A 14,963-nucleotide genomic window follows, 5' to 3' on the forward strand; every position below is an offset into this window, starting at 1 on the left:
CAATGCGTCGTAAGACGGAAGTCGGACAGAAGATGGCGCGCAGTGTGCACTGGCACAAAAGCCGCAAGCGCCTTATTTAATGCGTAATTGTCGCCTGCAACGGCGGAGCGCGGCCAAGTCGCGGAGCCGGAATTGGCCAGACACGACGAAGCGTCACAAGAAGAAAGGCAGCCCATGCCAAAGATCGCCCTGGTGGATGATGACCGCAATATTCTCACCTCGGTGTCCCTGACACTGGAAGCGGAAGGGTATCAGGTCGCCACCTATACGGACGGCGCCTCGGGTCTCGAGGGGCTGACCACCGACAGGCCCGACCTGGCCATCCTGGACATCAAGATGCCCCGCATGGACGGCATGGAGTTGCTGCGCCGCCTGCGGCAGAAGTCGGATGTCCCGGTGATTTTTCTCACCTCCAAGGATGAGGAAATCGACGAGCTTTTCGGGCTCAAGATGGGGGCGGACGACTTCATCACCAAGCCGTTCAGCCAGCGCCTGCTGGTGGAACGCGTCAAGGCGATCCTGCGCCGCTCCGCGCCCCGCGACGCCGCAGCAACCATCGGAGGCGTCGAACCGCCGCCGAGCAAGGCGCTGATCGAGCGCGGCAATCTGGTGATGGACGAGGAGCGCCACACCTGCACCTGGAAGGGGCAGCGTGTCACCCTCACCGTCACCGAATTCCTGATCCTGCAGGCCTTGGCGCTCCGGCCCGGCGTCGTCAAGTCGCGCAACGCGCTGATGGACGCGGCCTATGACGACCAGGTCTATGTGGACGACCGGACCATCGACAGCCACATCAAGCGGCTGCGCAAGAAGTTCAAGGCGACGGATGACGATTTCGAGATGATCGAGACGCTGTATGGCGTCGGCTACCGCTTCAAGGAGCAGTAAGGCCTATCTTGTCCAGCACGGAGACCGATCTCGAGCGCCCGCGCGCCGCGGCCGATGCCGACGCGGCGCATGCCCATGCGCCCGAGCGCGGCAGCCGCCGCCGGCGCGGCTGGCGCATGGTCCTGACGCCCCTGGTCAAGGCAGCGCATGCCATCCGACGGTTCCTCGATTTCACGATCTTTTCCAGCCTCACCCGGCGCATCATCGTGCTCAACCTGGCGGGCCTGCTCGTGCTCGTTGTGGGAATACTCTACCTCAACCAGTGGCGCGCCGGTCTCATCGATGCGCGGGTGCAGTCGCTGCGCGTGCAGGGCGAAATCATCGCCGCCGCCATCGCGGCCTCGGCGACCGTCGACAGCGACGTCATCCAGGTCAATCCAGACCGCCTGCTCGAACTGCAGGGCGACGGCAGTTTTTCGCCGCTCTCCTATTTCGACCCGACGCTGGAATTTCCCATCAACCCCGAGCGGGTGGCGCCGCTCCTGCGCAATCTCATCCTGCCCACCCGCACGCGCGCCCGCATCTACGACCAGCAGGGGTTGATGATCCTCGACAGCAACAACCTCTATTCAGCCGGAGAGGTGTTGCGCCAGACCATCGACACGCAGAACACCCAGAGCTTCTTCCTGCTCGACTGGTGGAACGCGCTGATCTCCTGGGCCCCGGGCAACAACTATCCGACCTACCAGGAGCACGGACCCTCCGAGGGGGCGAAATATCCCGAGGTCGCATCGGCCCTGCAGGGTGCGCCGGCCGATTTCGTGCGGGTGGATGCGCAGAACCGGCTGGTGGTTTCGGTCGCGGTGCCGGTGCAGCGGCTGCGCGCCATCGTCGGCGCCATCCTGCTGTCCACTGCGCCGGGCGACATCGACGCCGTCGTGGCCCAGGAGCGCTGGAGCATCCTGCGCATTGCCATGATCGCGACGGGCGTCCAGATCGCCCTGTCCCTGCTGCTGGCTGGCACCATTGCGGGGCCCATGCGGCGCCTCTCCGCAGCAGCCGAGCGGGTGCAGACGGCCGGCAATGCGCGCGCCGAAATCCCCGATCTGACGGATCGGCCCGATGAAATCGGGCACCTCTCAGGCGCGCTGCGGCGCATGACCGATGGGCTCTACAATCGGATCGAGGCCATCGAGCGCTTCGCCGCCGACGTGGCGCACGAGCTCAAGAACCCCCTGACTTCGCTCCGCTCGGCGGTGGAAACGCTGCCGCTGGCGAAAAAAGCGGAAGACCGCGAGCGCCTCACCAACATCATCCAGCACGACGTCAGGCGCCTCGACCGTCTCATCACCGACATCTCCAGCGCCAGCCGCCTCGATGCCGAACTGGCGCGCGAAAGCGCCGAGCAGGTGGATATCCAGACACTGGCCGAAGCCATGGTCGCCATTCAGGCCGACGTGGCGGCGAACCGCGACGTCGTGGTGCGCATGGGCAAGCGGACCGGGCGCGGATCGAGCATCGTCAATGGCCACGAAAGCCGGCTGGCGCAGGTCTTTGCCAACCTCATCGACAACGCCGTTTCCTTCTCGCCCGAGGGCGGCGCGGTCACCGTCGCCGTCGCCACCGATCCGGAGGCCATCACCGTCACGGTCAGCGACGAGGGGCCGGGCATCACCGGCGATGTCGGCCGCATCTTCCAGCGCTTCTATACCGACCGCCCCGAAGGGGAGAGCTTCGGCAACCATTCGGGGCTGGGCCTGTCCATCTCGCGCCAGATCGTTGAAGCGCACAAGGGCACCATCCGCGCCCATAACCGCACGGACCGCTCGGGCGCCGTTTTCACCGTTGTGCTGCCGCGCACGCGAAAATAAACTTGGCCCATGAGCAAGCCCGTCAACATCCACGGCACTGGCCTGGTCTTGGGCAGTTGCGGCGTCCTGCTGCGCGGCCTCTCGGGTGCGGGCAAATCCGTCCTTGCCCTCGCCCTGCTCGAGCGTTGGGAGGCGCGCGGACAGGCGGCTCTGCTAGTCTCGGACGACCGGGTGGATCTTGTCGAGGAGGCCGGGCATCTGGTGATGGTCGCCCCGCCGCAACTGGCCGGGCTCATCGAGCTCAGAGGGCGCGGCATCGTCAGCCGGCCCCACCAGGCCCGTTCGCCGCTGCACCTGGTGATTGATCTCGTGCCCGATTTCGCCCGCATGCTCGAAGAGGACGCGCTCGAAACCGAACTTCTGGGCCACGTCCTCCCACGGGCCCCCGTGCCGCAGGCCGGGGTCATCGCGCTGGGTCACCAGGAACTGCTCGTGGCCGAGGCGGTGCGCGCAAGCGGCAAAGCATCCGCTCCGTGACAAATTATCCCTTGCAAGCGTGGCTCATGGAGACAAGACTGCGCCGCGCTTGTCCGCCGGCATGCACCGTGCGGACCGGCGGGGGGCTCAAGAGCGGCTGCGCCACCGGGCAGCCGCCATTTGGGGAATATGCATGATCGGACTGGTTCTGGTGACGCACGGCGCGCTGGCCGACGAATTCAAGCTGGCGATGGAACATGTGGTCGGGCCGCAGGAGTATATCGAGACCATCGCCATCGGGCCCGAGGACAATGCCGAAAGCCGGCGCGAAGACATTCTGGCCGCCATCGACCGGGCGGAAAACGGCGATGGCGTCATCATCCTGACCGACATGTTCGGCGGCACGCCATCGAACCTGGCCATTTCCGTGATGCAGAATCGCAAGGTCGATGTCATCGCCGGCGTAAACCTGCCCATGCTGGTCAAGCTGGGGCGCGTGCGCGGGGAACTCGACATGGCCGCGGCCGTCAACCTGGCTCAGGAAGCGGGCCGCAAATACATCACGGTCGCCAATTCGATCCTCGGGAACTGATCCAATGGACGGAGCCGCCAATGCCGGCCGGGCGCTGGCGCAGCAACTGACCATCGTCAACCGCAAGGGCCTGCACGCGCGCGCCTCCGCCCGCTTCGTGCGCACCGCCGAATGCTTCGATGCCACCGTCAATGTGATCAAGGACGGCCAGTCCGTGGCGGGCAACTCCATCATGGGCCTGATGATGCTCGGCGCCGGCCCCGGCGCCACCATCCTCGTGCAGGCGACCGGCAAGCAGGCCCGCGAAGCCCTCGAAGCCATCGTGGAACTGGTCAACAACGGCTTTGACGAGGATGTCGAGGGGCTTGAGGGGTAGGCCGGCGCCGGAACGCTGCTGTTGCGAGATGAGGGTTTGGACGGTGGGGCGGTGGTGGAGGCTGGTGTTCATAGTCTCCCTCCCGATCGGAGGGGAGGGATCAAGGGTGGGGGGCTGCTTGAGCCAGAAATGCTTGTTGCCATAAGCTGATCGTCCGGTGTTTTTGACTCCACCCCACCCTCGGTCCCTCCCCATCGGAGGGGAGGGAGGCGCACGAGGCGAGATTGCGGTGGGCTGTGGAGGCTAGTGTTCATCGTCTCCCTCCCCCTCGTGGGGAGGGATCAAGGGTGGGGGGGCTGCTATCCTGACTTTGGCCATTCTTGGCCCCGATAGTGCTTCGGTCGAAGGGAGGCCCGGCATGTGGCGGCGGATGGTGGCAGGGATCGGGGGCATCGGCCTGGCTGCGGTGCTGAGCCAGTTTCCCGAATACGCCCAGCAGTATACGCAGCGCCTCGGCGGCGCGGTGGATGAGTTGCGCGTCATCACCACCGATTTCGACCGGGCGGCCGAGGCGGGTGGGCTCGACCGGACGCAGGCCCTGGGGCGCTACAACGCCTCCAATGACGAGTTTCTTGCCGGACGCGGCACCTCGATGACCGCCACGTTCCAGCGTTTCGAGCGGCTCAGCCAGACCCTGGCCGAGATCGAGGGAGCCGACCCTGCGACGCGCCTGGCCAATCTGCCCGCCTATCTCGACAGCGATATCGGCCGGCGTACGCTCGAAGCCTACCGCCCGGCGGTGCCGATGACCGTGGAAGGCGTGCTCTACGCCGGGGGCGGCTTCATCCTCGGCTACCTCCTGATCTCCGGCCTGCTGCGGTTCTTTGCCCTGCCATTCGGCCGGCGCAACCGCATTCGTCGCTCTCCGGGCTACTGATCCGGTTAGGGATATAAACAAAGCTTTATATCTCGCATTGATCCATCGGGGTGCTTTCCGTATAGGAGGGGCAACGACTTTTCCCCTTTTCGGAGTTCAACCATGCCCAGCCCGACCGACTACGCGGTCAAGGACATTTCCCTTGCCGACTATGGCCGCAAGGAAATCACCATTGCCGAAATCGAGATGCCGGGCCTGATGGCGATCCGGGCCGAATATGCGGCCAGCCAGCCGCTCAAGGGCGCGCGCATCGCTGGTTCGTTGCACATGACGGTGCAGACCGCCGTGCTGATCGAGACGCTGGTGGCGCTGGGCGCCGATGTGCGCTGGGTCTCGTGCAACATCTTCTCGACCCAGGATCATGCCGCGGCGGCCATCGCGGCGGCCGGCGTGCCGGTCTTTGCGCACAAGGGCGAGACGCTCGAGGAATATTGGGCCTTCACCGACCGCATGATGGAGTGGGGCGATGGCGGCACGCCCAACCTAATCCTGGACGATGGCGGCGACGCCACCATGCTGGTCCTGACGGGCGCCAAGGCAGAGACCGATCCTTCCGTCCTCGATAAGCCTGGCAACGAGGAAGAAGAGATCTTCTTTGCCACCATCCGGAAGCGCCTTGCGACACATCCGAATTTCTATTCGCGCATCCGCGCCGCCATCAAGGGCGTCTCGGAAGAGACCACCACGGGCGTGATGCGGCTTTATCAGCTCCATGCGCGCGGCGAACTGCCGTTCCCCGCCATCAACGTCAACGACAGCGTCACCAAGTCGAAGTTCGACAACAAGTACGGCACGCGCGAGAGCCTAGTGGACGCCATCCGCCGCGGCACCGACGTCATGCTGGCCGGCAAGGTGGCGATCGTTTGCGGCTATGGCGACGTGGGCAAGGGTTCGGCAGAATCGCTGCGCGGCGCCGGGGCCCGCGTTCTGGTGACCGAAGTCGATCCCATCTGCGCGCTGCAGGCGGCCATGGAAGGCTTTGAGGTGGTGACGCTCGAAGAGGCGGCGCCGCGTGCGGATATCGTGGTGACCGCTACGGGCAACCGCGATGTCCTCATGGTCGATGACATGCGCAAGCTCAAGGACATGGCCATCGTCTGCAATATCGGGCACTTCGACAACGAGATCGACGTGCTGGGCCTGCGCAATTTCAAGTGGACCAATGTGAAGCCGCAGGTGGACATGATCGAGCAGCCCAATGGCAACCGGCTGATCCTTCTCTCCGAGGGGCGCCTCGTCAACCTCGGCAACGCCACGGGCCACCCGAGCTTCGTGATGTCGGCCAGCTTCTCCAATCAGACCCTTGCCCAGATCGAACTCTGGACCAATGGCGACCGGCTCGAAAAGCGCGTGCACGTGCTGCCCAAGCATCTCGACGAGAAGGTCGCCGAACTGCACCTGGCCAAGCTCGGGGCCAAGCTCACCAAGCTCACCGAAAAGCAGGCTGACTATATCGGTGTCTCGGTCGAAGGTCCGTTCAAGTCGAGCGAGTATCGCTACTAAGGCCAATCCGGTTCTTGAGAACAACAGGGCCCGCGCCGGCAGCGCGGGCCCTTCTTTTCGGTGCAAAGACGACGACGTTTACACTTTTTAAACGTTCCTGCTTCGTTCGCCGTCAAGCACTGCTTTGCTGCTTTGCCCGCAAAGCACAGGCAGGAAGACTCTTTTTCGCGATTCCAGCGACCGGTATGGTCAGAGTGATTCGGGCCGTGGGGGGACACGCGGCCGGTTGGGGCAGTCGGAATCGCGTAGCGAGGCCAGTGTTGGCCGCCCTGTTTCTGTGCCAGTACCGGCCTTTCGGGCCGGATAGTTCACTTGCGACAACAACAGACGAGGGCAATCCATGGCGCCGGTCCGGCCCCGGAAACAATGGGGATTCGCAGCTTTGAGCGCAGCGCCCCTTACCCTTGTCACCGCCGTCCCAGCGCTGGCACAGGGCTTCTCCAAGGCGTCGATGGGCATGGTGGCTCCGCTGGCCGTCGCCCTGGGCGCTGGTGGCGTTGCCCTCATCGGGCTGGCCCTGATGCGCCGGGCACTCCGGGAGAGCCGCCAGAACGAGGCGCGCGCTGCCGAACAGATCGCCAGCCTTCGGGCCCTGGTGGACGAATACGAAAACCTGATCGCCGGCGGGCGCGAACTGACCGTGCTCTGGACCGAGCAGTCCCAGGGGCAGCCTCGTTTCCTGGGGCAGGCCTCCGCCGTCCTGCCGGTAGGCCGGCAGCCGCAAAGCGCGCTCAACTTCAACAGCTGGCTAGGCGCCGCCGATGCCAACAAGCTGGCCCGCCTGCTCGATGACCTGCGCATGCATGGCCACGCCTTTTCCACCAGCCTGGCGACGCTGGAGGGCCGCATCATCCGCGCCAGCGGCTGGGTCACCGGCGCCGGTGCTGCCATCCGTTTAAGGCCGGCCTTTTTCCAGGCGGACCCGGCCGAGCCGGCCAGTGCGTCCAATGCTGCTCCCGAAACCGATACACGCAGCGTCCGCACCATTCTGGGACTGCTCTCCAAGCCCGCCTACCTGCGCGACGGCAGCGACCGACTGATCTTTGCCAACGGCCCCTACCTGTCGCTGGCCGCCACGATCGGCCGCCCCGGCCGCGAGGACCAGCCCGCCGAACTGCTCGATGGCGCGCAGCTCAAGGCCCACCTTGCCGCCTGCGCCCGGGCCGATGAGCCGGTTTCGCAGACCCTGGACATCGCCGGCCAAGGCCAGTTCGAGCTGCTCGAGTTTCCCATCGCCGGGGGCCGCGCAGGCTATCTGCGCCCCAAGATGGACGCTGCCCGTGCGGGCGAAGGGGCGATGACGCACATTTCGGGCATCATCGACGCGCTGGGCACGCCCATCGCCATCTTCAATGGCCGGCGCGAACTGGTGCAGTTCAATCAGGCCTACGCCAGCCTCTGGCATCTCGACCGCAAATTCCTCACCCTCGGGCTCGATGAGCGCGCCATTCTCGACAAGCTCCGCACCGAGGGCATGCTGCCCAACCAGGTGGACTACCACACCTGGCGCACCAGGCATCTCGAGAGCTATAGCCGCACCGAACCCCACGAGGCCGAACCCTGGCACCTGCCGGACGGCCGCACCATCAAGGTCATCTCGGCGCCCGCCAGCCCCAAGGGCGGCGTGATCTATGTCTTTGAAGACCTGACCGAGCGGCTCGAGCTCGAATCCACCAACAAGGCCTTCACCAATGTGCTGCGCGAGAGCATCAACGCTCTGAGCGAAGCGGTGGCCGTGTTCGGCACCAATGGCCGGCTGACGCTGTCCAACCCGCGTCTTTCAGCGCTCTGGAAGCTGCCGATGAACACGCTGGGCAGCAATCCGCATATCGACCAGATCGCGGAAGTCTCGGGCCGGGCCATTCCCGAGGATGGGGCCAAGATCTGGCGCGACCTCAAGCGCGGCATCATCGACCTCAATCCCACGCGTACCGACCAGACCGGCCGCATCAGCCGCTCCGACGGGCGCCTGCTCGATTATGCCATCACCCGCCTGCCCGACGGGCAGACCATGATGACCTTCCTCGATGTCACCGAGAGCGCGAGCTATTCCAAGGTCCTCAAGGAGCGCAACGATGCGCTGGTCGCGGCGGACCGGCTCAAGGACGCCTTCATCGAGAACGTCTCCTACGAGTTGCGCTCGCCCCTCACCAACATCATCGGCTTTGCCGACCTTCTGGCCGCAACCGAGGGGCAGAGCCTCAACGAGCGGCAGAGATCCTATATCGACTACATTCGCGCCTCGTCGGTCACGCTGGGCGTGCTGATCGACAACATCCTCGATCTCGCCTCGGTCGATGCCGGCATTGCCGAACTCAACCCCGAACTGCTCGACGTTGGGGCGCTCATCGAAAAAGCCCGCGCCGGCCTGATCGCCAGCTTCCCGGAAGTCTCGGCCGAGGCGCCGCATCTGGTGGTCGACATCGAGCCCGACATGCCCCCCTTCGTGGCCGACGGCACGCGGCTGGTGCAGGTGCTCTACAATCTGTTGTCCAATGCGGCGCGCTTTTCCCCACCGGGCGGGGAAATCCGTCTCTCCGCCTCCCATCGCCCCGATCGCATGCTGTTCGTCATCGAAGATGAAGGCCCGGGCCTCAGCGACGAAATGAAGGCGGCCATCCTCACGCGCCTCGATACGCCGGCCTCCAACGGCCGCCAGCGCGGTGCAGGCCTCGGGCTCTCCATCGTGCGCACCTTCGTCAACATGCATGGCGGCACAATCTCGGCAGAGCGGCGCGAGCCGCGGGGCAGCCGCATCATCATCAACCTGCCCATGGACAGCGCACTGCGCGGCGTGGCGGAATAGGATGGTGCAGGGCACGCGCCCTGCCCCCAAGCTTGAGGCTCGGCGCGCGACGCTCTATCAAGCCTGACGGATGATCGGGAGCCAGGCATGAACCCTAGCGAAGTGTTTCTCGCGGACGACGCGGCAACCGTGGCGTTCGGCGCCCGGCTGGCCGAGCAGCTGGCGCCTGGCGATATCGTGAGCCTCGAAGGCGATCTTGGAGCGGGCAAGACGGCGCTGGCGCGGGCCATCGTCCGGGCCCTTGCGGCCGACGACGGGCTCGACGTGCCCTCGCCAACCTTTGCGCTGGTGCAGCCCTACGATACGCCGCGCGGGCCGGTGCTGCACGCCGATCTTTATCGCATCGGATCGCCGGCCGAGGTCGACGAGTTGGGATTGCTCGATACGCCCGAGGCCATCGTGCTGGTGGAGTGGGCGGAGCGATCGCCGGAGGTGGTTTCGCGCAGCACACTGCGCGTCCTCCTCTCCATTCCGGCCGGAGGAGTTGGACGGAACGCCGTTCTCGTCCCGCCCGGCAAGGGTACTCAGGCCGAAACCCTGTAATCGATGTGGGTGGCGAACCGCGAGTGGCGAGCCCCGATCGGTTCGAGCGTCGCCTCGAGGCCATCCCACAGCCGCTCGCCTTGTCCGGCGAGCATCGGCACGATCTTGAGGTGAAGCGTGTCCACGGCCCCGGCGTTGAGATAGTTGCGCAGGGTCGAGACGCCCCCCGCGATCGAGACATTGCGTTCGCCCGCGGCCTCGCGGGCCCGGGCGAGGGCCACTTCGGGCCCCTCGGTAACGAAGTGGAAGACGGTGCCACCCTCCATGGGCAGAGAGGGTCGCGCGTGGTGGGTCAGCACGAAGACCGGCGCATGGTAGGGCGGGTTGCGGCCCCACCACCCGGTCCATTCGGGCTCCCAGGCATCATCGCCCGGGGCCGCAAACATGTTTCGCCCCATGATGAAGGCGCCATAATCGGTGACCGCGGCAATTTCGTCCCGGTTGTTGTCGCCATCCTCGAACATCCAGCGCGCGAGCTGCCGTGGATCGATGGTGCCGAAGGGACGCTCGCGCGACTGACCAAGACCGGTGCCGAACCCGTCGAGGGTCAGCATCATATGAGCAGAGACCTGTTGGGCCATCGGTGTCATCCCGAGCATCAAGGTCTTCAAGACGTAAGTTTGGCCGGGCCCCCTGTCAAACGGGAACGGCCTGCCGGCCCCGCGCATTGCGGCTCCCATGGCTTACGAACTCTACTACTGGACCGGCATTCAGGGCCGCGGCGAATATGTGCGGCTGGCGCTCGAAGAGGCGGGGGCCGACTATGTGGATGTGGCGCGCGAGCGCGGCGACCGGGCGATCGCGGACTTCTCGAGGACCGTCGCGACGCCCAGCTTCGCGCCCCCCTTCCTCCGGGACGGCGACGTGGTGGTCGGGCAGACGGCGGCGATCCTGCTCTATCTCGGCGGTCGGCTTGGTCTGGCGCCCGCAGAGGAGCGGCTAAAGCTCTGGACGCATCAGATTCAGCTCACCATCGCCGATTTCGTGCTCGAAGCGCATGACGTGCACCATCCGGTAGGCGCCGAAAAATATTACGAGGAGCAGAAGCCGGAGGCGCGGCGCCGGGCCGGCGAATTTCGTGAGGCGCGCGTGCCCAAATTCCTCACCTGGTTCGAAACCATCCTCGAGCGCAATCCTGCAGGCGACGCCTTCCTGGTCGGGGACAGCCTGACCTATGCCGACCTCTCCCTGTTCCAGGTGATGAGCGGTCTCGACTACGGGTTCCCCAGGCTCATGGCGCGGGTCGGCGGCGGTTACCCCAAGGTCCGCGCCCTCGTGGCCCGTATCGCCGAGCGCCCGCGCATCAAGGTCTATCTGGCGAGCGACCGGCGTCTGCCCAACAGCGAGGACGACCTCTTCCGCCACTATCCCGAACTCGACGGGGCGGCCTGAACGAGATCATTTCGTCACGTGGTGCTGCCGGAGTGCGGGCGCGGCGTCAGCCCGTGCATGAAGAGATGCTCGAGGTATCGCGCGGCGTCTTCAAAACGCCCCTCCCCACCTCGATCCTTGCCCAGCACGGCGCGCACCTGCACGTCGAAATCGGCATAGTGCTGCGTCGTCGCCCAGATCGAGAAGATGAGGTGGTAGGGGTCGGTGCGCGCGATCTTGCCCTGCTCCATCCAGGCGAGAAGCACCTTGGCTTTTTCATCGACCAGCGCCTTGAGGTCGATGGCGATCATGTCCTCGATGTGCGGCGCTCCGCGCAGCATCTCGTTGGCAAACAGGCGAGACTCCCGCGGGAAGTCACGCGCCATTTCCAGCTTGCGGCGAATGTAGGAGCGGATTTCGGTGAAGGGGTCCCCCTCCTCGTCCATTTCGCGCAGCGGGGCGAGCCAGGTGACCAGCAGCTCTGAAATCAGCCGGCGGTAGATCTCTTCCTTCCTGGGAAAATAATAGAGCAGGTTGGGCTTGCTCATGCCGGCGACCTCGGCGATCTGGTCGATGGTGGCGCCCCTGAAACCATGCGCCGAGAATACCTCCAGCGCCGCCTCGAGGATCGTGTCCTGCTTCTCGCGCTGGATGCGGGTCAGCGGGCGTGCGGTGGCCTTGGGCTTTTTCGGGCGGCCGGCGGCCGGCACGGGGGCCTCGGCCGATTTCACTTTCGAGGGTGCCATTTTCGTCTTGCGGGATCGGTTGCGCGTGCTAGATTTTTCCAACTGGTCAAAAATCTTGGTACCACGATCTCCCGTCAAGCACCAATAAATGGGACCAGCATCGTCAGGTAATTTTGGGAGCGAGAGGGCCGTGACTTCATCCCCATCCGTGGTGCCGAACGACCTTGGTGCGTTCTGGATGCCGTTTACTGCGAACCGCCAGTTCAAGCAGAACCCGCGCCTGTTCGTGGCGGCCAAGGACATGCACTACACCACCAGCGACGGCCGCCAGGTGCTCGACGGCACGGCGGGCCTGTGGTGCGTCAATGCCGGCCATGCGCGGCCGAAGATCGTCGAGGCGATCGCCAATCAGGCCGCCGAGCTCGATTACGCGCCGGCCTTCCAGATGGGCCATCCCAAGGCCTTCGAGCTGGCCAACCGCATCGTCGACATCGCCCCCGAGGGGCTCAACCATGTGCTCTTCACCAATTCGGGCTCGGAATCGGTGGAAACCGCGCTCAAGGTGGCGCTGGCCTATCAAAAGCAAAAAGGCCAGGGCTCGCGCACTCGCCTGATCGGGCGCGAGCGCGGCTACCATGGCGTCAATTTCGGCGGCATCTCGGTGGGCGGCATCGTCACCAACCGCAAGATGTTCGGCACCCTGCTGACCGGCGTCGATCACATGCCGCACACGCATAATCTGAGCAAGAACGCCTTCTCGCGTGGCCTGCCGGCGCATGGCGCGGAGCTGGCGGACGAGCTCGAGCGCATCGTGACGCTGCACGATGCCTCAACCATCGCCGCCGTCATCGTCGAGCCGGTGGCCGGTTCCACGGGCGTGCTGATCCCGCCGCCGGACTACCTCAAGCGCCTGCGCGAAATCACCAGGAAGCACGGCATCCTCCTCATCTTCGACGAGGTGATCACCGGCTATGGGCGCCTCGGCACCCCGTTCGGAGCCGACTATTTCGGCGTCACGCCGGACATCATGGTGACGGCCAAGGGCCTCACCAATGGCGTCATCCCGATGGGCGCGGTGCTGGTGTCTTCGGAAATCCACGACGCCTTCATGACCGGGCCGGAGCATCTCATCGAGTTCTTCCACGGCTACACCTATTCGGGCAATCCGATCGCCTCGGCGGCGGGCCTTGCGACGCTCGAAACCTACAAGGAAGAGGGCCTACTCACCCGCGGGGCGGAGTTGGCCAAGGTCTGGGAAGATGGCCTCCATTCGCTCAGGGGAGAGCCGCATGTGATCGACGTGCGCAATATCGGCCTCGTCGGCGCCATCGAGCTCGAGCCCATCGCCGGCCAGCCAACCAAGCGGGCGTTCTCGGCCTTCCTCCACGCCTATGAGAATGGGCTTTTGATCCGCACCACCGGCGATATCATCGCGCTCAGCCCGCCCCTCATCGTCAGCGAAAGCCAGATCGGGGAAATCGTCGACGGCGTGCGCAACGCCCTGCGGAGTATCCAGTAATGCAGACCATCGAAAACGCCGTGGGCGGCAAGCGCTACGTCTCCTCGTCCACCCGTCGCGTCCCTGTGTTCAATCCGGCCACCGGCGAGCAGTCGGCGGAGCTGCCGTTATCCACCCTCGATGAGCTGAACGAGGCGGTCGCCAACGCCAAGAAGGCGCAGGTCGCCTGGGGCAACATGCCGCCGATGAAGCGGGCCCGCGTCATGTTCAGGTTCAAGGCGCTGCTCGATCAGCATGCCGACGAGCTGGCGCGCGAAATCTCGAAAGAGCACGGCAAGGTACACGACGATGCGCTGGGGGAAGTCGCGCGCGGCATCGACTGCGTGGATTTCGCCTGCGGCATCCCGCACCTCTTGAAGGGCGAATTTTCGCGCAATGTCGGGCCGAACATCGACACCTATTCCGACCGGCAACCGCTCGGCGTGGTCGCCGGGATCACGCCGTTCAACTTCCCCGCCATGGTGCCGATGTGGATGTATCCGGCCGCCATCGCCTGCGGCAACGCCTTCATTCTGAAGCCCTCCGAGCGCGATCCATCGGCCCCGATGCTGGCCTGGAACCTCTTCATGGAGGCGGGGCTGCCCGAGGGCATCCTCAACATCGTGCATGGCGACAAGGAGACGGTCGACGGCATCCTCGACCACCCCGACATCAAGGCGGTGAGCTTTGTCGGCTCGACGCCGATCGCCGAATACGTCTACCAGCGCGGCACCAAGGCCGGCAAACGCGTGCAGGCGCTGGGCGGCGCCAAGAACCACATGATCATCATGCCCGACGCCGACCTCGACCAGGCGGCCGACGCGCTGATGGGCGCCGGCTACGGGTCGGCGGGCGAGCGCTGCATGGCCATTTCTGTCGCCGTGCCGGTGGGCAAGCAGACCGCCGATGCGCTGATCGACAAGCTTAAGCCGCGCATCGAGGCGCTCAAGATTGGCCCGGCGACTGACAAAGACGCCGAAATGGGTCCTGTGGTCACGAAAATGCACCGCGACAAGATCCTGGGCTATATCGACAAGGGCGTCGAGGAAGGCGCCAAGCTGGTCGTCGACGGGCGGGGCTTCAAACTCCAGGGCTACGAGAACGGCTACTATGTCGGGGGCACGCTGTTCGACAATGTCGAGCCGGACATGTCGATCTACCGCGACGAGATTTTCGGTCCCGTCCTCTCCGTGGTCCGCCGCGACAGCTTCGCCGACGCAGTCGAGTTGATCCATGGCCATGAATACGCCAACGGCACCGCCATCTTCACCCGCGACGGCGACGCCGCGCGCGACTTCGCCGACAAGATCGAGGTGGGCATGGTCGGCATCAACGTGCCCATCCCGGTGCCGGTCGCCTACCACTCCTTCGGCGGCTGGAAGCGCTCGCTGTTCGGGGATCACGCGATCTACGGACCCGAGGGCATCCATTTCTACACCCGCCTTAAGACCGTCACCACCCGCTGGCCCGCCGGCATCAAGAACGGCGCCGAATTCAGCTTCCCGAGCGTGAAGTAGGGACGCATGGTGGGCACATTCACCAGCATCGCCCCCCTCACCCCTACCCTCTCCCCGGAGGGGCGAGGGGGCGATGGTGGCGGCGCTGGTGAAAGTACCGGTAAAGGCCCAGCGGCTCCTGCGTCCCCTCGCCCCTCC

General features: G+C 65.3%; 14 protein-coding genes. 12 read left to right on the forward strand and 2 right to left on the reverse strand.

Going from position 1 to position 14,963, the window contains the following annotated elements:
• The first annotated feature begins 174 nt into the window (after window positions 1-174).
• The 9 genes from IC608_RS12025 to tsaE all read left to right on the forward strand — a co-directional run bounded on the left by IC608_RS12025 (window position 175) and on the right by tsaE (window position 9,753).
• The gene (locus IC608_RS12025; protein WP_191775661.1) at window positions 175-888 is read left to right on the forward strand and encodes a response regulator transcription factor; all 714 of its coding nucleotides are present in this window, start codon (window positions 175-177) and stop codon (window positions 886-888) included.
• Window positions 889-896: 8 nt separating this feature from the next.
• The gene (locus tag IC608_RS12030) at window positions 897-2,699 is read left to right on the forward strand and encodes a sensor histidine kinase (protein WP_248306363.1); all 1,803 of its coding nucleotides are present in this window, start codon (window positions 897-899) and stop codon (window positions 2,697-2,699) included.
• A 9-nt stretch (window positions 2,700-2,708) separates the two neighbouring features.
• On the forward strand, window positions 2,709-3,176 hold the full coding sequence (locus IC608_RS12035; RefSeq protein ID WP_191775663.1) for an HPr kinase/phosphorylase: 468 nt from the start codon (window positions 2,709-2,711) through the stop codon (window positions 3,174-3,176).
• 133 nt (window positions 3,177-3,309) lie between these two features.
• Entirely contained in the window at window positions 3,310-3,708 is a 399-nt protein-coding gene (locus IC608_RS12040; protein WP_191775666.1) for a PTS sugar transporter subunit IIA, read from the forward strand.
• 4 nt (window positions 3,709-3,712) lie between these two features.
• Window positions 3,713-4,024, forward strand: a complete 312-nt coding sequence (locus tag IC608_RS12045) for an HPr family phosphocarrier protein (protein ID WP_191775668.1) — start codon at window positions 3,713-3,715, stop codon at window positions 4,022-4,024.
• Window positions 4,025-4,382: 358 nt separating this feature from the next.
• A complete protein-coding gene (locus IC608_RS12050; protein ID WP_191775669.1) occupies window positions 4,383-4,901 on the forward strand; it encodes a DUF2937 family protein in 519 nt (172 codons plus the stop codon).
• 102 nt (window positions 4,902-5,003) lie between these two features.
• The gene (gene ahcY / locus IC608_RS12055; RefSeq protein WP_191775671.1) at window positions 5,004-6,404 is read left to right on the forward strand and encodes an adenosylhomocysteinase; all 1,401 of its coding nucleotides are present in this window, start codon (window positions 5,004-5,006) and stop codon (window positions 6,402-6,404) included.
• Between the two features lie 382 nt (window positions 6,405-6,786).
• Window positions 6,787-9,210 (forward strand): ATP-binding protein, encoded by a 2,424-nt coding sequence (locus IC608_RS12060; RefSeq protein ID WP_191775673.1) that lies wholly within the window; start codon window positions 6,787-6,789, stop codon window positions 9,208-9,210.
• An 87-nt stretch (window positions 9,211-9,297) separates the two neighbouring features.
• Window positions 9,298-9,753 carry a tRNA (adenosine(37)-N6)-threonylcarbamoyltransferase complex ATPase subunit type 1 TsaE gene (tsaE, locus tag IC608_RS12065; protein ID WP_191775675.1) on the forward strand — a complete coding sequence of 152 codons (456 nt, stop codon included), beginning with the start codon at window positions 9,298-9,300 and terminating at the stop codon, window positions 9,751-9,753.
• Here tsaE and IC608_RS12070 read toward each other — a convergent pair.
• Window positions 9,735-10,334: a dihydrofolate reductase family protein gene (locus IC608_RS12070; RefSeq protein WP_248306364.1), complete on the reverse strand. Its 600-nt coding sequence runs from the start codon at window positions 10,332-10,334 to the stop codon at window positions 9,735-9,737. The two genes, tsaE and IC608_RS12070, sit on opposite strands and share 19 nt — an antisense overlap.
• Window positions 10,335-10,431: 97 nt before the next feature.
• On the opposite strand from IC608_RS12070, the gene IC608_RS12075 reads away from it, so the two are divergent.
• Window positions 10,432-11,145, forward strand: a complete 714-nt coding sequence (locus IC608_RS12075; RefSeq protein ID WP_191775677.1) for a glutathione S-transferase — start codon at window positions 10,432-10,434, stop codon at window positions 11,143-11,145.
• A 14-nt stretch (window positions 11,146-11,159) separates the two neighbouring features.
• Here the strand turns inward: IC608_RS12075 and IC608_RS12080 are convergent, their stop codons facing one another.
• A complete protein-coding gene (locus IC608_RS12080; protein ID WP_191775679.1) occupies window positions 11,160-11,870 on the reverse strand; it encodes a TetR family transcriptional regulator C-terminal domain-containing protein in 711 nt (236 codons plus the stop codon).
• 178 nt (window positions 11,871-12,048) lie between these two features.
• Between IC608_RS12080 and aptA the strand changes: the two genes are divergently transcribed.
• Entirely contained in the window at window positions 12,049-13,329 is a 1,281-nt protein-coding gene (gene aptA / locus IC608_RS12085) for an omega-aminotransferase AptA (protein WP_248306392.1), read from the forward strand.
• A complete protein-coding gene (locus IC608_RS12090) occupies window positions 13,329-14,825 on the forward strand; it encodes a CoA-acylating methylmalonate-semialdehyde dehydrogenase (RefSeq protein WP_191775683.1) in 1,497 nt (498 codons plus the stop codon). The genes aptA and IC608_RS12090 overlap by 1 nt, the downstream gene beginning before the upstream one ends.
• Window positions 14,826-14,963 lie beyond the last annotated feature (138 nt).

It is taken from the genome of Devosia oryzisoli (assembly GCF_014837245.1).
In the GTDB taxonomy this organism is placed as follows: Bacteria; Pseudomonadota; Alphaproteobacteria; order Rhizobiales; family Devosiaceae; genus Devosia; species Devosia oryzisoli.